General features: G+C 68.8%; 15 protein-coding genes and 1 pseudogene. 6 read left to right on the forward strand and 10 right to left on the reverse strand.

Annotation, left to right across the window (positions count from 1 at the left end; genetic code table 11):
• Window positions 1-10 precede the first annotated feature (10 nt).
• From PKO50_RS25400 to PKO50_RS25420, 5 genes are all read left to right on the forward strand, one after another.
• The gene (locus PKO50_RS25400; RefSeq protein WP_109931857.1) at window positions 11-1513 is read left to right on the forward strand and encodes an RNA polymerase factor sigma-54; all 1503 of its coding nucleotides are present in this window, start codon (window positions 11-13) and stop codon (window positions 1511-1513) included.
• Window positions 1514-1589: 76 nt separating this feature from the next.
• Window positions 1590-1898, forward strand: a complete 309-nt coding sequence (gene raiA / locus PKO50_RS25405) for a ribosome-associated translation inhibitor RaiA (protein ID WP_089390615.1) — start codon at window positions 1590-1592, stop codon at window positions 1896-1898.
• A gap of 12 nt (window positions 1899-1910) precedes the next feature.
• Window positions 1911-2375 (forward strand): PTS IIA-like nitrogen regulatory protein PtsN, encoded by a 465-nt coding sequence (gene ptsN / locus PKO50_RS25410; protein WP_089390614.1) that lies wholly within the window; start codon window positions 1911-1913, stop codon window positions 2373-2375.
• Window position 2376: 1 nt separating this feature from the next.
• Complete coding sequence (rapZ, locus tag PKO50_RS25415; RefSeq protein WP_089390613.1) at window positions 2377-3234, forward strand: RNase adapter RapZ; 858 nt, start codon at window positions 2377-2379, stop codon at window positions 3232-3234.
• 31 nt (window positions 3235-3265) lie between these two features.
• Window positions 3266-3538, forward strand: a complete 273-nt coding sequence (locus tag PKO50_RS25420) for an HPr family phosphocarrier protein (protein ID WP_009617794.1) — start codon at window positions 3266-3268, stop codon at window positions 3536-3538.
• A gap of 25 nt (window positions 3539-3563) precedes the next feature.
• Here the strand turns inward: PKO50_RS25420 and PKO50_RS25425 are convergent.
• The 6 genes and pseudogenes from PKO50_RS25425 to pmbA form a co-directional block, all read right to left on the reverse strand.
• Window positions 3564-4462: pseudogene (locus PKO50_RS25425) on the reverse strand (ZIP family metal transporter).
• Between the two features lie 22 nt (window positions 4463-4484).
• Window positions 4485-5111: a superoxide dismutase gene (locus PKO50_RS25430; protein WP_109935848.1), complete on the reverse strand. Its 627-nt coding sequence runs from the start codon at window positions 5109-5111 to the stop codon at window positions 4485-4487.
• Between the two features lie 8 nt (window positions 5112-5119).
• On the reverse strand, window positions 5120-5569 hold the full coding sequence (locus tag PKO50_RS25435; protein WP_109935847.1) for a hypothetical protein: 450 nt from the start codon (window positions 5567-5569) through the stop codon (window positions 5120-5122).
• A 29-nt stretch (window positions 5570-5598) separates the two neighbouring features.
• Window positions 5599-6975 (reverse strand): class II fumarate hydratase FumC, encoded by a 1377-nt coding sequence (gene fumC / locus PKO50_RS25440; protein WP_275627587.1) that lies wholly within the window; start codon window positions 6973-6975, stop codon window positions 5599-5601.
• Between the two features lie 13 nt (window positions 6976-6988).
• The gene (locus PKO50_RS25445) at window positions 6989-7360 is read right to left on the reverse strand and encodes a FagA protein (RefSeq protein WP_275627588.1); all 372 of its coding nucleotides are present in this window, start codon (window positions 7358-7360) and stop codon (window positions 6989-6991) included.
• A 484-nt stretch (window positions 7361-7844) separates the two neighbouring features.
• Window positions 7845-9194 carry a metalloprotease PmbA gene (pmbA, locus tag PKO50_RS25450; RefSeq protein ID WP_109935845.1) on the reverse strand — a complete coding sequence of 450 codons (1350 nt, stop codon included), beginning with the start codon at window positions 9192-9194 and terminating at the stop codon, window positions 7845-7847.
• A 119-nt stretch (window positions 9195-9313) separates the two neighbouring features.
• Between pmbA and yjgA the strand changes: the two genes are divergently transcribed.
• Window positions 9314-9838: a ribosome biogenesis factor YjgA gene (yjgA, locus tag PKO50_RS25455; RefSeq protein ID WP_275627589.1), complete on the forward strand. Its 525-nt coding sequence runs from the start codon at window positions 9314-9316 to the stop codon at window positions 9836-9838.
• 24 nt (window positions 9839-9862) lie between these two features.
• On the opposite strand, the gene tldD is transcribed toward yjgA, so the two are convergent.
• Genes tldD through rng form a run of 4 tightly spaced genes read right to left on the reverse strand, consistent with a single transcriptional unit; the run spans window position 9863 to window position 17510 of the window.
• Window positions 9863-11305, reverse strand: coding sequence for a metalloprotease TldD (gene tldD, locus PKO50_RS25460; protein ID WP_275627590.1), 1443 nt, complete (start codon window positions 11303-11305; stop codon window positions 9863-9865).
• A gap of 2 nt (window positions 11306-11307) precedes the next feature.
• Entirely contained in the window at window positions 11308-12156 is an 849-nt protein-coding gene (locus PKO50_RS25465; RefSeq protein WP_089390604.1) for a carbon-nitrogen hydrolase family protein, read from the reverse strand.
• A gap of 54 nt (window positions 12157-12210) precedes the next feature.
• Complete coding sequence (locus PKO50_RS25470) at window positions 12211-16038, reverse strand: YhdP family protein (protein ID WP_275627591.1); 3828 nt, start codon at window positions 16036-16038, stop codon at window positions 12211-12213.
• Window positions 16039-16052: 14 nt separating this feature from the next.
• Window positions 16053-17510: a ribonuclease G gene (rng, locus tag PKO50_RS25475; RefSeq protein WP_109936872.1), complete on the reverse strand. Its 1458-nt coding sequence runs from the start codon at window positions 17508-17510 to the stop codon at window positions 16053-16055.
• Window positions 17511-17515: the final 5 nt, after the last annotated feature.

The raw sequence follows: 17515 nt of genomic DNA on the forward strand, positions 1-17515 counted from the left end.
AGTTCCAGCCATGAAACCATCGCTTGTCCTCAAGATGGGCCAGCAGCTGACGATGACCCCGCAGCTGCAACAGGCCATCCGACTGCTCCAACTCTCCACCCTGGACCTGCAACAGGAGATCCAGGAGGCGCTGGAATCCAACCCGATGCTCGAGCGCCAGGAAGAAGGCGACGACTTCGACGCTAGCGACCCCTACGCCGAAGGCGCGGAAACCCCCGCCAACACCAACGCCAACTCGCAGAGCGAAAGCTTCCAGGAAACCACCACGCCCAGCGCCGACAGCCTGGACGAGGACCAGTGGGCCGAACGCATCCCCAACGAGCTGCCGGTCGACACCGCCTGGGAAGACGTCTACCAGACCAGCGCCAGCAGCCTGCCCAGCAACGACGACGACGAGTGGGACTTCACCGCCCGCACCTCCGCCGGCGAGAGCCTGCAGAGCCACCTGCTGTGGCAGCTGAACCTCTCCCCCATGTCCGACACCGACCGCCTGATCGCCCTCAGCATCATCGACGGCATCAACGACGACGGCTACCTGGAGGAGTCCCTGGAGGACATCCTCGTCTCCCTCGACCCCGAGCTGGACGTCGAGATGGACGAGGTGGAAGTGGTGCTGCGGCGCATCCAGCAGATGGAGCCGGCCGGCGTCGGCGCGCGCAACCTGCGCGAATGCCTGCTGCTGCAGCTACGCCAGATGCCCGCCAACACCCACCTGCTGAACGAGGCCCTGCGCCTGGTCGCCGACCACCTCGACCTGCTCGGCAGCCGCGACTACACCCAGCTGATGCGGCGCATGAAGCTCAAGGAAGACGAACTGCGCGAGACCATCGAGCTGATCCAGTCGCTGCACCCGCGCCCGGGCTCGCAGATCGAGTCCGGCGAGGCCGAGTACGTGGTGCCGGACGTGATAGTGCGCAAGCACAACGAGCGCTGGCTGGTGGAACTGAACCAGGAAGCGGTGCCACGCCTGCGCGTCAATTCGCAGTACGCCGGCCTGGTGCGCCGCGCCGACTCCAGCGCCGACAACACCTTCATGCGCAACCAGCTGCAGGAAGCCCGCTGGTTCATCAAGAGCCTGCAGAGCCGCAACGAGACGCTGATGAAGGTGGCGACGCAGATCGTCGAGCACCAGCGCGGCTTCCTCGAGTACGGCGAGGAGGCCATGAAGCCGCTGGTCCTGCATGACATCGCCGAGGCGGTGGGCATGCACGAGTCGACCATCTCGCGGGTCACCACGCAGAAATTCATGCACACCCCGCGTGGCATCTTCGAGCTGAAGTACTTCTTCTCCAGCCACGTCAGCACCTCCGAGGGCGGTGAATGCTCGTCCACGGCGATCCGCGCCATCATCAAGAAACTGGTCGCGGCAGAAAGTCCGAAAAAGCCGTTGAGCGACAGCAAGATCGCTGGTTTACTGGAGGCACAGGGCATTCAAGTGGCACGTCGGACAGTCGCCAAGTACCGGGAATCCCTCGGGATAGCTCCGTCGAGCGAGCGCAAGCGACTGGTCTGATTGACCCAAGCCAAGGTGTTCCGGCGGCAGGCCCCATAACCTGCCACTTATACACGGGCAATAAGGAGAAAGCGGTATGCAAGTCAACATCAGTGGACATCAACTGGATGTGACCGACGCCCTGCGCGACTACGTCGGCGAGAAACTCGGCCGACTGGAGCGCCACTTCGACAAGATCACCAATGTTCAGGTCATCATGGAGGTCGAAAAGCTGAAACAGCGCATCGAGGCCACCCTGCACATCGCCGGTGGCGAAGTGGTGGCCTGTGCCGAACATGAAGACATGTACGCAGCCATCGACCTGCTGACCGACAAACTCGACCGCCAACTGATCAAACACAAGGAAAAGTACCTCGAACGCCAACAGGGCGTTGGAGTCCGCTAACCCCCCTCCCCTATGATCCGACTTGAGCAGATCCTGTCCCCCGGCCGTTCCCTGGTGAACGTGCCGGGCGGCAGCAAGAAGCGCGTACTCGAACAGATCGCCAACCTGGTCGTGAAAGACCTTCCCGGCCTCGACGCGCAAGACATCTTCGAAAGCCTGGTGGCCCGCGAACGCCTGGGCTCCACCGGCTTCGGCAATGGCATCGCCATTCCCCACTGCCGCCTGACCGGCTGCAAGGCGCCGATCAGCGCAATCCTTCACCTCGATGCACCGGTGGACTTCGACGCCCTCGACGGCGCCCCGGTCGACCTGCTGTTCGTCCTGCTGGTACCCGAAGCGGCCACCGAGGAGCACCTGGAGCTGCTGCGCCAGATCGCCTCCATGCTCGACCGTTCCGAGGTGCGCGACCGCCTGCGCCGCGCGAGCGATGGCGACGCGCTGTACCAGATAGTCGTGGAAGTGCAGAACGGCCACTAGCATGCGCCTGATCATCGTCAGCGGCCGTTCCGGCTCCGGCAAGAGCACTGCCCTCAACGTCCTCGAGGACAGCGGCTTCTACTGCATCGACAACCTGCCGGCCAGCCTGCTGCCGGACCTGGCCCAGCGCGCGCTGCTGCACACCGAGCTGATGCACCCGCAGGTGGCCGTGTCGATCGACGCGCGCAACCTGCCCAGCCAGCTCAAGCGTTTTCCCGAGCTGCTGCAGGAGGCCCGCGACAAGCACATCCAGTGCGACGTGCTGTACCTGGACGCCGACGACGAGACGCTGCTCAAGCGCTTCTCCGAAACGCGCCGGCGCCACCCGCTGACCACCGACAACCGTTCCCTCGCCGAGGCCATCGCCGACGAGGAGCAACTGCTCAGCCCGATCGCCGACCTCGCCGACCTCAAGCTGAACACCACCAACCTCAACCTCTACCAGCTGCGCGACGTCATCAAGCTGCGCCTGCTGAACAAACCCGAGCCGGGCACCGCCTTCCTCGTCGAGTCCTTCGGCTTCAAGCGCGGCATGCCGGTGGACGCCGACCTGGTGTTCGACGTGCGCTGCCTGCCCAACCCCTACTGGAAACCGGAACTGCGCGAGCAGTCGGGCCTGGACAAGGACGTGCAGCAATACCTCGCCGAGCAGCCCGACGTGGAAGAGATGTACCAGGACACCCTGGGCTACCTGAACAAATGGCTGCCGCGCTTCGCCGCCAGCAACCGCGCCTACGTCACCATTGCCATCGGCTGCACGGGCGGCCATCATCGCTCGGTCTACCTCGCCGAGCGCATCGGCAGTGCCCTGAGAGCCACCCTGAAGAACGTGCAGATTCGCCACCGCGACCTGAGCTAGCAGCAGATAACGAAAGGACAGCCCCCTCGCGATGCCCGCCCTCGAGATCACCATCATCAACAAGCTCGGCCTGCATGCCCGCGCGGCGGCCAAATTCGTCGGCGTGGCCGGCCGCTTCCCGTGCCAGGTCCGCGTCGGCCGCAGCCCGGAGAGCACGGTGGATGGCAAGAGCATCATGGCCGTGATGATGCTGGCCGCGGGCAAGGGCACCAACCTGCACCTGAACGCCGAGGGCGAGCAGGCCGACGAGGCCCTGCAGGCGCTCGTCGACCTGATCAACAACTACTTCGACGAAGGCGAGTGACCGCCCGCCCGCACGACGCCGGGTGCTAGCCCAGCGACGTATCCAGCACCATCATCAGGCAGAAGCCGACGATCAGCCCCAGGGTGGCCTCCCCGGCATAGCCACGGCGCTGCGATTCCGGAACGATTTCCCGCACCACCACGTAGAGCATGGCGCCCGCCGCCAGGGCCAGGCCCCAGGGCAGCAGCATCCGCGATACGCCCACCAGCCAGGCGCAGAGCACCGCGAACAACGGCTCGACCAGCCCGGAAGCCGCGCCGGCCAGCATCGCCTTGCCCCGCGACATGCCCGCCCCGCCAGCACCAGCGCGATCGCCAGGCCCTCGGGCACGTCCTGCAGGGCGATGCCCAGCGCCAGGCCGCCCGCCCCTTCGACCTCGCCGCCGGCGGCGACGCCCACGGCCATGCCTTCGGGAATGTTGTGCAGGACGATAGCCGCGACGAACAGCAGGATGCGCGCGGGGATGGCCGGCCCCGGCGCGTCCCGCAGGTCATGCTGGGCATCGTCCAGGACCCGCCCGGCCAGCATCAGCCCCAGCGCCCCCAGGGCCATGCCGAAGCTCACCAGCAAGGCCGCGTAGAGCGGCGAGCGGCCACTGGCCTCGACCGCCTCCAGCGCCGGCAGCAGCAGCGAGAACGCGGTCGCCGCCAGCATCACCCCGGCGCCGAAGCCCAGCAGGGCATCGGCCACCCGCGCCGGCATGCTGCGGATCAGCAGCACCGGCACGGCGCCCAGGGCGGTACCCAGGGCGCAGACCAGGCCGCCGACCAGCGCCTGGTACAACGGCGCCGGCAATTGCAGGCGAGCCAGCAGCAACAGGTGGTTGAACAGCAGGCCGCTGCCCAGGAGCACTATCCCCAGGCCGAGCCACCAGCGCAGGTTGCGTGCGCCGGCCTGGCGCGCGCTTGCCTCTAGCGGGCGCATGGTGCCACTTCCCCGGCAGGCATCAGGCGAGCCCCCGCTGCTCCAGGGCCAGGCGGTAGCGGCGCGCCACTTCCGGCCAGTCGACCACCTCGTAGAAGGCCGCGATGTATTCCGGCCGGCGGTTCTGGTACTGCAGGTAGTAGGCGTGTTCCCAGACGTCCAGGCCGAGGATGGGGATCAGGTCCTGCATCAGCGGGCTGTCCTGGTTGGCGCTGCTTTCCACCTTCAGGCGTCCCTGGCTGTCGACGCAGAGCCAGGCCCAGCCGCTGCCGAAGCGGGTCAGCGCGGCCTTGGTGAAGGCTTCGCGGAAGGCCTTGTAGCCGCCCAGCTCGGTTTCGATGGCGCGGGCCAGGGCGCCGTCGGGCTCGCCGCCGCCCGCGGGCGACATCACCTGCCAGAACAGCGAGTGGTTGGCGTGGCCGCCGCCGTTGTTGATCACCGGGCCGAGCAGCTTCTCCGGCAGGCGGTTCAGCTGCTGCAGCAGTTCTTCCACCGGCAGCTCGGCGAAGGGCGTGCCTTCCAGCGCGGCATTCAGGTTGTTGACGTAGGTCTGGTGGTGCTTGCTGTGGTGGATCTCCATGGTCCGCGCGTCGATGTGCGGTTCCAGGGCGTCGTAGGCGTAGGGCAAGGCGGGAAGACTGTGGGGCATGGTCGCTCCTAGTGGTAGCGCATGGATTGCGGGGTGGCGAAGAGGCCGGGGCGCAGCTCCACTTCGCCCTGCTGGTGCAGCAGCTCGCGGGTGCGCGGGTAGTTGCCGTGCTCGCCGATGAAATTGAGCAGCTCGAGGTAGCTGCGCCGGCTGTGGCGCAGCGCGGCCTCGCGCATGTCGCGGCTCTGCCGCGGGTCGATGCTCAGTTCCAGCAGCCGCTCGTGGCAGTTGCACAGGTATTCGGCGGCCTCTTCCGGCTGGCCCAGCTGCACGTGCAGGTCGCCGAGGTTGTGGTGGGAGATGACGAAGGCCATCACCGCCTCGTCCGGCTCGTGCCAGCGGCCCAGCAGCAACTGGGCGTGGGCCAGGGCGTGGAGGTAGTGCTCGCGGGCATCGATCAACTCGTTGCGGATGAAGCAGCGGTTCCCCAGTTCGATGGTCTGTTGCCAATGGCGCATGTCGCGTACCTCCACGGTGGGGGCGGCCTTCAGAGGCCGCCGGCGGTGAGTTTCTCGGGGTCCAGCAGGGCCTCCAGGCGCTCGCGGCCGAGATCGGTGTTCTCCAGCGCCACCTCGATGATCGGCCGGCCTTCGCGGTAGGCCTGCTTGGCGATCTCGGCGGCCTTCTGGTAGCCGATGATCGGGTTCAGCGCGGTGACCAGGATGGGGTTGCGCGCCAGCGCCTCGCGCAGGCTCGCCTCGTTGACCTTGAAGCTGGCGACGGCCTTGTCGGCCAGCAGCCGGCTGACGTTGCCCAGCAGCTGGATGCTCTGCAGCAGGTTGTCGGCGATCACCGGCAGCATCACGTTCAGCTCGAAGTTGCCGGACTGCCCGGCCACGGCGATGGTCGCGTCGTTGCCGATCACCTGGGCGGCGGCCATGGCGGTGGCCTCGGGGATCACCGGGTTGACCTTGCCGGGCATGATCGAGGAGCCCGGCTGCAGCGCTTCCAGCTCGATCTCGGCGAGGCCGGCGAGCGGGCCGGAGTTCATCCAGCGCAGGTCGTTGGCGACCTTCATCAGCGCCACGGCGAGGGTCTTGAGCTGGCCGGAGACGGCCACGGCGGTGTCCTGGGCGCCGATCAGCGCGAAGAAGTCGTCGCCCGGGCGGAAGGCCAGGCCGGTCAGGCCGTTGAGCTCCTGGCAGAAGCGCGCGGAGAACTGCGGGTGGGCATTCACCCCGGTGCCCACCGCGGTGCCGCCCTGGGCCAGTTGCTGCAGCGCCGGCTGCAGGGCCTCGAGGTGGGCGGTGGCCTGGCGCACCTGCTGGGCCCAGCCGCCAAGCACCTGGCTCAGGCGCACCGGCATGGCGTCCATCAGGTGGGTGCGGCCGGTCTTCACGTAGCGCTGCACCTCGCCGGCCTTGCGCTCGAGGGTGGCCAGCAGGTGGCGCAGGGCCGGCAGCAGGCGCTCGTGGATTTCCAGGGCGGCGCTGATGTGGATGGTCGAGGGGATGATGTCGTTGCTGCTCTGCCCGCAGTTGACCTGGTCGTTGGGGTTGACCGCACGGCCCAGGCGGCGCCCGGCGAGGGTCGCCACCACCTCGTTGGCGTTCATGTTGGAGCTGGTGCCGGAGCCGGTCTGGAACACGTCCACCGGGAAATGCTGGAGGAAATCGCCGGCCAGCAATTCCTCGCAGGCGGCGACTATGGCCGCGCCGGTCTCGGCGTCCAGTTGCTCCAGGGCGACGTTGGCCCGCGCCGCGGCGGCCTTGGCCAGCAGCAGCGCACGGATGAAGGCGGCGGGCATGCGCTGGCCGCTGACCGGGAAGTTGTTCACCGCACGCTGGGTCTGGGCCCCGTACAGCGCCGCGGCCGGCACCGCCAGTTCACCCATGCTGTCGCGTTCGATACGGCTGTCAGTCATTCTGCTTTCTCGCTTACAGGTCGTGGTACGTCAGGGAAGGCGCCATCGGCTGGGTGGCCAGCCGGCGCGAAAGCTGTTGCAGGCGCTGCCTGCGCTCGGCATCGCCGGCCAGGCGGCGCAGGTCGCAGAGCGGACGGTAGGCGTGATCGAGGCACAGGCCGCGCCAGTGCCAGGGCAAGGCGACGTCGGCGGCGGTGTCGAGCAGCAGTTGGTAGCTCTTCTCGAACAGCTGCCAGGCCGGCAGCGGCTCCCAGGCCACCAGGTAGCGCGTCTCGAACAGGTAGAGCTCCAGCAGGCGCGGCTCGTCGGGCTCCAGCGCGCAGCGGATGCGGGTACCCAGGCGGTACCAGCGGTCGAGCAGGGAGGTGTGGGTTTCGACGAACATGGGAATCCCTCAACCGATAATGAGATTGATTATCGTTACGAGAGAAAGAAAATACAAGTCAGACCAAGGGCGTAGGGCAAATCGGGGAGGTAGTTTCGCCGGGTGCTCTTCGTAGGAGCGAGCTTGCTCGCGAAGGGAGTTCCCCTGAAACGCCGCTGCATAGGGAGGCGCCTTTCCCTCTCCCTAACCCTCTCCCTGAAGGGAGAGGGGACCGTTCGGTGTATTTGGATGTTCTGCAGTTAGCCGGCAGCGCCGAAGGTTTCCGGCTGAAACCATTCCTCCTCTCGGCACGGACTGCCCCCTCTCCCTTCAGGGCGGGGCGCGCAGCCGAGGGCTGGGGAGAGGGTGCTCTTGGGGCGAGCGCCGAGCCTAGCCGGCAGAATGCCATTCGCGAGCAAGCTCGCTCCTACGAAAAAAGAAACGCCGCTTCCCTCGACAGGAAACGGCGTTCTCTCAAGCAGCCAGCGGGCCCTGCCCGCGTGGATCAGTTCCCAGCCACCATCATCCTTTCCACCAGCACCGAGCCGGTGTGCAGGTTGCCGCGGTTCTCCACGTCGTTGCCGATGGCCAGGATGCTGGCGAACAGGTCCTTGAGGTTGGCGGCGATGGTGACTTCCTGCACCGGGAACTGGATCTCGCCGTTCTCCACCCAGTAGCCGCCGGCGCCGCGGGAGTAGTCGCCGGTGACCAGGTTGACGCCCTGCCCCATCAGCTCGGTGACCAGCAGGCCGCGGCCCATGCGCCGCAGCAGGGCCTTCTGGTCCTCGTCGCCGTGGCTGACGAAGAGGTTGTGCACGCCGCCGGCGTTGGCCGTGCTGGGCATGCCCAGCTTGCGCCCGGAATAGGTGCCCAGCACATAGGAAACCAGGGTGCCGTTCTCCACGAAGGGCTTGGCGTAGGTGGCCAGGCCATCGTTGTCGAACGCGGCGCTGCCCAGGGCGCCGGGCAGCAGCGGGCGTTCGTCGAGGGTCAGCCATTCGGGGAACAGGCGCTGGCCCAGGCAGCCTTCGAGGAACGACGACTTGCGGTACAGGCTGCCGCCGGAGATGGCGCCGAGGAAGTGGCCGAACAGGCCCACGGCGACCTCCGGGGCGAACAGCACCGGCACCTCGGCGGTCGGCACCGGGCGTGCGCCGAGGCGGCTGGCGGCGCGCTGGGCGGCGCGGCGGCCGATGCTCTGCGGGCTGTCCAGCAGCTCGCCGCGGCGCTTCACGTCGTACCAGTAGTCGCGCTGCATCTGCCCTTCGCCCTCGGCGATCATCACGCAGCTGAGGCTGTGGCGGGTGCTGGCGTAGCCGCCGATGAAGCCGTGGCTGTTGCCGTAGACACGGCAGCCATGGTGGATGTTCAGGGTGGTGCCGTCGGCCTTGGTCACCCGCGGGTCGGCGTCGAAGGCCGCGGCCTCGCAGGCCAGGGCGCGCTCCACCGCCTGGTCCGGGGTCAGCGACCAGGCGTGGTAGAGGTCCAGGTCGGGCAGGTCGCGGGCCATCAGCGCGGGGTCGGCCAGGCCGGAGCAGTCGTCCTCGGAAGTATGCCTGGCGATGGCCAGGGCCGCCGCCACTGTCTCGCGGATGGCCTCGTCGCCGGTCGCCGAGGTGCTCGCCGAGCCCTTGCGCTGGCCGACGTAGAGGGTGATGCCGAAGCCCTGGTCGCGGTTGAACTCGACCGTCTCGACCTCGCGCTGGCGCACGCTGGTGGACAGCCCCTGCTCCAGGGACACCGCCACTTCGCAGCCGCTGGCGCCCTGGCGCTTCGCCTCGGCGACGATCCGCTCGACCTGCTCGCGCAGTGCCGGAAGTGCCTCTGGGCCGACGGCCTTGGCCTGTTCGCTCATTGCCAAACTCTCCTGTTCTGTTCCGCGGGCGGGGCATCGGGCCCCGCGGCCTCGCGGGCGGGCCGGACAAGCGACCCTCGACTCGTTATCATGGCGGCGTTTTCCACTGGACCACCGCCATGGCTGAATATCAAGACGACGACTCGCTGTTCGAAGAGAAGAGCAAGTCGCAAGTAAAACGCGAGCTGCACGCCCTGCAGAACCTCGGCGAGCGCCTGACCGCGCTCAAGCCGGACATGCTCGACCGCCTGCCGCTCACCGAGCCGCTGCGCCGCGCCATCGACGAGGCGCCCAAGCACAAGGCCAACGCCGCCCGCAAACGCCACCGGCAGTTCATCGGCAAGCTGATGCGCGACCAGGACCTCGACGCCATCGTCGCCCTGCTCGACCAGCTCGACAGCTCCACGCGCCAGTACAACGAGCGCTTCCACGCCCTGGAGCGCTGGCGCGACCGCCTCATCACCGGTGGCGACGAGGCCCTTTCCGCCTTCTTCGCCGAATACCCGGACAGCGACCGCCAGCACCTGCTGCAGCTGATCCGCCACGCCCAGCACGAGGCTGCTCACGACAAGCCGCCGGCCGCGGCGCGGAAGATCTTCAAGTACATCCGCGAACTGGACGAGCTCAAGCGCGGTCTCCGTTAAGCCCCGCCCGTCCTTCCCGGCGCCTCAGGCGCCGGTCCCGCCCACGGTGATGCCGTCGATCTTCAGCGTCGGCTGGCCGACGCCCACCGGTACCGACTGGCCATCCTTGCCGCAGGTGCCCACGCCGCTGTCCAGGGCCATGTCGTTGCCGACCATGGACACCCGGCTCATCACTTCCGGGCCGTTGCCGATCAGCGTCGCGCCCTTCACCGGGCGGGTGATCCTGCCGTTCTCGATCAGGTAGGCCTCGCTGCTGGCGAAGACGAACTTGCCGCTGGTGATGTCCACCTGGCCGCCGCCGAGGTTGGCGCAGTAGATGCCCTTCTCCACCGAGGCGATGATCTCCTCCCGCTCGCTCTGCCCGGCCAGCATGTAGGTGTTGGTCATGCGCGGCATCGGCAGGTGCGCGTAGGACTCGCGGCGGCCGTTGCCGGTGCGTGCCACGCCCATCAGGCGGGCGTTGAGCTTGTCCTGCATGTAGCCCTTGAGGATGCCGTTCTCGATCAGCACGTTGTACTGCGTCGGGGTGCCCTCGTCGTCCACCGACAGCGAGCCGCGGCGCCCGGCCAGGGTACCGTCGTCGACGATGGTGCACAGGCTGGAGGCCACCTTCTCGCCGATGCGCCCGCTGTAGGCGGAGCTGCCCTTGCGGTTGAAGTCGCCTTCCAGGCCGTGGCCCACCGCCTCGTGCAGCAGCACGCCGGACCAGCCGGCGCCCATCACCACCGGCAGGGTGCCGGCCGGCGCGGGGACCGCTTCGAGATTGACCAGGGCCTGGCGCAGCGCCTCGCGGGCGTAGGACATGGCGCGGTCTTCGCTGAGGAAATAGCGATAATCGGTACGGCCGCCGCCGCCGTGGCCGCCGCGCTCGCGGCGGCCGTTCTGCTCGACGATGACGCTGACGTTGAAGCGCACCAGCGGGCGGATGTCCGCGGCCAGCGAGCCATCGGCGGCGGCGATCAGCACCTGCTCCCAGACGCCGGCCAGGCTCACGGTGACCTGCTGGATGCGCGGGTCGAGGGCGCGGGTGGCGGCGTCGATCTTCTGCAGCAGTTCCACCTTCTCGGCGCGGCTGAGCACGTCCAGCGGGTTCTCGCCGGCGTACAGGCGCGTCGGCGCGACCGCCTTGAACGCCTGCACCCTGCCGTTCTGCCCGGCCCGGGAGATCGAGCGCGCGGCGCGCGCCGCCTGGGACAGGGCGTCGGGGGTGATGGCGTTGCTGTAGGCGAAGCCGGTCTTCTCGCCGGACTGGGCGCGCACGCCCACGCCCTGGTCCATGTGGAAGCTGCCTTCCTTGACGATGCCGTCCTCGAGCATCCAGGACTCGGAAACCTGGCTCTGGAAGTACAGGTCGGCGGCGTCGATGCCCGGGCCGCTCAGCTCGTGCAGGATCGGCTGCAGGCCGTCGACGTCCAGGCCGCCGGGGGCCAGCAGGTGCTGGCTGACGGATGACAACAACTCGCTCATGGCTACTCCGTAGGCGCCGGTCCGGGTACGGCCGGCGGGTAGAATCTTCGATGGCGGACCACCGGCATGCGCTGCCGGACCGCCGCCTGTTCCGCGCTGTCGCGCTCGGCCAGCAATACCGCCTCGCCCTTGTCGCGCTCGGCGAGGATGCGCCCCCAGGGGTCGACGATGGCCGACTGGCCCCAGGTCTCGCGGCCGCGCGGGTGCGTCCCGCCCTGCCCCGCCGCCAGCAGGTAGCACTGGGTCTCGATGGCGCGGGCGCGGATCAGCACTTCCCAGTGCGCCTGGCCGGTCACCGCGGTGAAGGCCGAGGGCGCGCTGATCAGCTCGGCGCCGGCCTCGCGCAGCCGGGTGTACAACTCGGGGAAGCGCAGGTCGTAGCACACCGTCAGGCCCAGGCGGCCGACCGGGGTATCGGCGACCACCACCTGGCCGCCGAACGCGTAGTCGTCGGACTCGCGGTAGCGGCCGCGGGCATCGGCGACGTCCACGTCGAACAGGTGCAGCTTGTCGTAGCGCGCCGCCCGTTCGCCGCGCTCGTCGACCAGCAGCGAGCAGGCGTTGGCCTTGGCCTCGGGCTGGCCGTCCGGCGGCAACGGCAGGGTACCGGCGACTATCCACAACCTGAGGTCGCGCGCGGCGCTTTTCAACCACGGCAGGATCGGCCCCTCGCCCCGGGCCTCGGCGCGGCCCAGCTCGGCCAGGTCGCGGCGGCCCATGGCGGCGAAGTTCTCCGGCAGCACGGCCAGGCGGGCGCCGCCCTCGGCGGCCTGTTCGAGCAGGCGACGAGCGGCGGCCAGGTTGGCCGGGACATCGTCCTGGCTGACCATCTGAATCACGGCGATGGACATGCGTCTCTCCAACAGCGACTGCGTTTCATCCTAACCGATGCCCGCCGGCTCTGCTCACCGGGGTTTCTCGAAAGGCTTGTCGAAGGCGATCTCGGGGTTCTGCCAGGGGCCCTTGACGCTGTACTGCACGCTGGCGAAACGAGACACCCTGTCGCCCAGCAGCTTGTCCACCACGAAGAGCGCGCCGCCCACCGCCGGGGCGCCGACGATGAGCGCGGCCAGCGGTAGATTGTTGGTCAGCGGCAGGGTCACCAGCAGCCTGGCGTCGATCTGGTCGTGGGCGAGGTCGAGGGTGCCGTTCATCTCGATGTTGCTGGACGGCCCGGTCAGCCTGATCGGCTCGCGGGTCAGGTAGACGCCGTTGGTGGCGCCGAGCACGCCCTGCACGCGGTCGTAGCTCAGGCCCTTGCCGAACAGGTCGGAGAAGTCCAGGCGCAGGCGGCGGTTGATGGCGTTGAAGTTGAGCAGGCCGAACACCCGCAGGGCCTGGGCACTGCCCTCGACGTCGACGAACTGGCCCTTGCGCATGTCGGCTGCCAGGCGCCCGCCGAAACGCCGCAGGCTGATGTAGGCCGGCGAGCCGGGCCAGTTGCCGTCGATGTCCAGGCCAAAGCGTTCGCTGGTGGCGGTGGGGGCGAAGTCCCAGGCCTTGAGCACGTCTGCCAGGTTCTTGCCCTCCAGGCGCCCCTGGAAGGTGCTGTGCGTCGAGCCCACCGGCCCTTCCCAGCGCAACGTGCCGCCGACCTTGAGGCCGCGCAGGTCGAGGTTGACGTTGTTGAAGGCCACGCCGCTGGTGGTCGGGCGCAGGTTGAAGCTCCAGGCGCCGATGGGCTTGCCGCCCTGGGAGATCTGGCGGATGGCCACGTCCATCGCCGGCAGGCTGCGCGGGTCGAACTTCTCCAGCGGGTCGGGGGCGATGGTCGGCGCGGCGGCCAGGTCGTTGGTGGGGTTCTTCGGCAGGTCCAGGCGCGCCAGGTCGATCTGGATGGCCCGCTGGGCGCTGTCCGGGAATACCGCCTGGCCGGCCATCGGGGCGCTGTCGACGCCCAGCTGCCAGCCGCCGGCAACCCGCGCGAGGTCGACCTTGAGGTTGTCCAGGCTGGTGCCGAAGCCGCGGAAGTGGCCGATCCGCAGGTCGGCGCCGCGCAGCAGGCCCTGGGTATCGCCGGGCACGCCGCCGATGCCGTACTTCTTCAGCGCCGCCTGCCACTGGTCCACGTCCAGGGTGTCCAGGTTGCCGCGCACCTGCACCCCGTTCCAGTTCGGCAGCAGCGCCGGGTCGCCGCCCAGGCGCAGGGTGCCGCGGCCGCCCAGGGGTTTGTCGGCGGGGGCGGCGTAGGCCAGGCTGGCCACCTTGTCGTAGTTGGCCCAGTAGCGCCGCTCCGGGCCCTCGAGAGTCATGCGCCAGTCGCTGGCGCGGCTCTCCTCGGCGGCCTTGCCGAGGGGCGCCGGCAGGTCGATGGCCAGGCCCTTGAGGTCGGAGCTGACCTGCAGCTGGCTGTCCTTGCCGTCGAGCAGCAGGTCGAGCTGGTACGGCAGGCGCCCGGAGGCCGGCAGCGCCTGGTGCACGCCGCCCCAGTCGAGCAGGCTTTTCAGCGCCACCTGGCCGCCCACCAGCACGCGGGTACGCGGCTTGCCCGGGCTGCCCTCGGCGCGGATGCTGCCGCTGACGCGGCTGCCCAGGGCCTGGGCGCTGAGGCCCTTGGCGCTCAGGCCGCTGTTGGTGTCGTAGCGGAAGTCGCCCTTGAGCTGGGCCAGTTCCAGGGTGGGCTTGGCGATCTTCAGGCGCGCGCCCTCGGTGGCGAAGTCCACCACCACCCGCGCCTGCTTCGCCTGTTCCCTGGCCAGGGGGATGTCCAGGTTCAGGTGGCCCTTGAGCGGGCCCTCGCCTTCCCAGCCGGCGAAGACCTGCTGCACGCCCAGGGGCGAGTCCTGGAGGATCTTCAGGCCGTCGCCCAGGCTGCTGTCGACGTCGCCATCGACGTGCAGGTGGGAGACCTCGCCCTTGGGCACGTGGGGAATGTCCACCTGCACGTCGCTCACCCGGCTCTGCAGGATGCGCCCGGACTGCGCGCGGATGCGCACGCCGCTGTCCTCCACCAGCACCTCGCCCTCGGCCTGGCTCAGCGCCGGCCAACCCGGCTGGTAGTCCAGCTCGCCGTCGTGGACCTTGAAGTACAGGCTCATGGCGTGGTCTTCCGGCGCCGAGCCCTTGTTCAGCGAGCCCTGCCACTGGAAGTAGCCCTGCTCGACGCGTCCGCCCCTGATGGCGGTGGCCAGCCAGTGGGCCAGGTCCTTGCTCATCTCCGGCAGCACGGTGGGCAGGAACTGCGGGGTGTAGCTGCCGTCGCCATCCACCAGGCCCACGCGCAGGTCCATGTAGCTCTCTTTGTCGTGGTCGTGCATCAGGCGGATCAGCATGTCGCCGCCCAGCCGGCCGACGTCGCCCTCGACCTTCATCAGGTGGCTGCCGAGGGTGAAGGCCTCGTCGTCCCACTTCCAGAACAGCCGTGCGTTGGCGGTGCGGAAGCGCCAGGGCTCGGGGAACAGGGTGGCCAGGTGGAGCATGAAGTCCTTGGCCGAGGCGTCCAGCTGGCCGCCGCCGAGGTTGCCGCTGAAGGTGCCGTCGACGTTGGCCACCGCCGGCACCTCGTGGAAGGCGCTGACGCCGACCTTCTCCAGGTTCACGCCGTAGGCCAGGCGCTCGGCGCCCTGGCGCTGCGGCCACCAGTCGAGGTTGAGGTGGTGCAGCACGCCCTGGGGCGCCAGGCCCTGCAGCCACTCCACCGCCTTGTCCGGCAGCGGCGCCAGGCTTTCCACCACTGGCAGCAGCGGGCCCAGGTCCAGGCGGTCGGCGCGCAGGCGCCAGTGTTCTTCGCCGCGGGTCTGCCGGTTCAGCTCCAGTTCCGCCTCGCCCCAGCGCTTTTCGCCGAGGTTGGCCGCCAGATCATTGACGCGCAGGCTCATCTCGTCGCCCTGGCGCTGGAAGTACAGCCCCACGCCGAGGTCGCCGATCTCCACCGCCTCGCGGCCGTCGAAGGAGGCCCGCACCTGCGGCGCATTGAGCCTGGCCACGGCCGCGCTCGGCTGGCCCTTGTCGATGCGCGCCCAGAGTTCGCCGCCGGCCTCCAGCCGCTGGATGCGCCATTGCCGCGTCAGGCTCGCCGGCAGCCACTTCGCCCAGTCGCTCTGCGGCAGGCTGAGGTAGGCGTCGGCCGAGCTGCGCTTCCAGTCCTCGCGGTCGATGCGCGTATCCACCCGCAGCGCCACCGGCTGGCCGTCCGGCAGGTTGAAGCGGCCGTCCAGGCGCTGGCCGAACACGCCGCTGTGCAGGGTCAGGCCCAGGTAGGTCAGGTTCAGCGTCTGCCCCTCGCGCGGCAGCAGGCTCAGCTGGCTGTCCAGCAGCGACAGGCGGCGCGGCGTCAGCAGCAGGTCGACGAGCTGGCGCGGGTCGCTGCCCTGGGGGCTGGCCGGCAGGCCCTCGACCTGCCAGTGGCCGTCCTCGCCCTCGCGCAGGCTCAGCTGCAGGCCCTGCAGCTCCAGGCTGTCGATGCGCGGCTGGCGCGCCAGCAGGCTGGCGGGGATGTCGGGGGTCAGGCGCACCTGCTCCAGGCGCAGGACGTCGCTGCCCTCGCCGAGCTGGATGTCGCGCACCGTGATGATCGGGCCGAAGCCGTGCCAGCTGCCTTCCAGGGCGCCGATGCGCACCGGCATGTGCAGCCGCGCGCTGGCCTGCTCGGCCAGCTCGTCGCGGTACTCCGCCACCAGCGGCGCCAGCTGGCGCCCCAGGCTGACGTACAGCGCCAGCAGCACCAGGCCCAGGGCGCACAGCCCCAGCGCCAGGCGCAGCAGGCGCGCGAACAGGCGGCCGAAGGATTCCATGTCAGTAAAACGCCTCAGAGCAGGACGACGTCATACTGTTCCTGGGAGTAGATCGGCTCAACCTGAAACTTGATGGTGCGCCCGATGAACATCTCCAGATCGGCGACGTTGCCCGACTCTTCGTCGAGCAGGCGGTCGACCACCTTCTGGTTGGCCAGCACCACGTAGGAATCGGCCTGGTAGGCGCGGGCCTCACGGAGGATCTCGCGGAAGATCTCGTAGCAGATGGTCTCGGGGGTCTTCAGCATGCCGCGCCCCTGGCAGCACGGGCAGGGCTCGCAGAGCACCTGCACCAGGCTCTCGCGGGTGCGCTTGCGGGTCATCTGCACCAGGCCCAGCTCGGTGATGCCGATGATGTTGGTCTTGGCGTGGTCGCGCTCGAGCTGCTTCTCCAGGGTGCGCAGGACCTGGCGGCGGTGCTCCTCGTCCTCCATGTCGATGAAGTCGATGATGATGATCCCGCCGAGGTTGCGCAGGCGCAGCTGGCGGGCGATGGCGGTGGCCGCCTCGAGGTTGGTCTTGAAGATGGTCTCTTCGAGGTTGCGGTGGCCGACGAAGGCGCCGGTGTTGACGTCGATGGTGGTCATCGCCTCGGTCGGGTCGATGATCAGGTAGCCGCCGGACTTGAGCAGCACCTTGCGCTCCAGGGCCTTCTGGATCTCGTCCTCGACGCCGTAGAGGTCGAAGATCGGCCGCTCGCCGGGGTAGTGCTCCAGGCGGTCGGCGATTTCCGGCATCAGCTCGTCGACGAACTGCGTGATCTTCTGGAAGTTCTCCCGGGAATCCACGCGGATCTTCTCGATGCGCGGGTTGACCAGGTCGCGCAGGGTGCGCTGGGCCAGGGACAGGTCCTCGTAGATCACCGTCGGCGCGCCGACCGTCTGGATCTGCGCGTCTATCTGGTCCCACAGCCGGCGCAGGTAGCGGATGTCGGCGAGGATCTCGTCCTCCCCGGCGCCCTCGGCGGCGGTGCGCAGGATGAAGCCGCCCTTCTCGACGATGCCCTCGGCCTCGACGCACTTGGCCACCACCTGCTTGAGGCGCTCGCGCTCCTGCTCGTCCTCGATTTTCAGGGAAATCCCGACGTGGCTGGTGCGCGGCATGTACACCAGGTAGCGCGAGGGGATCGACAGGTGCGTGGTCAGGCGCGCGCCCTTGGTGCCGATGGGGTCCTTGGTGACCTGCACCACCAGGCTCTGGCCCTCGTGGACCAGGGCGCCGATGCTTTCCACCGCGCTGCCCTCGCGGGTGGAGATTTCCGCCGCGTGGATGAAGGCCGCGCGCTCCAGGCCGATGTCGACGAAAGCCGCCTGCATCCCCGGCAACACGCGGACCACCTTGCCCTTGTAGATGTTGCCGACTATCCCGCGGCGCAACGTGCGCTCGACGTGGACTTCCTGAAGGACACCGTTTTCCACCACCGCCACGCGCGATTCCATCGGCGTGATATTGATCAGGATCTCTTCGCTCATGCGCC

The sequence above is a fragment of the Pseudomonas sp. 273 genome, assembly GCF_029201425.1.
Lineage (GTDB): Bacteria > Pseudomonadota > Gammaproteobacteria > Pseudomonadales > Pseudomonadaceae > Pseudomonas > Pseudomonas delhiensis.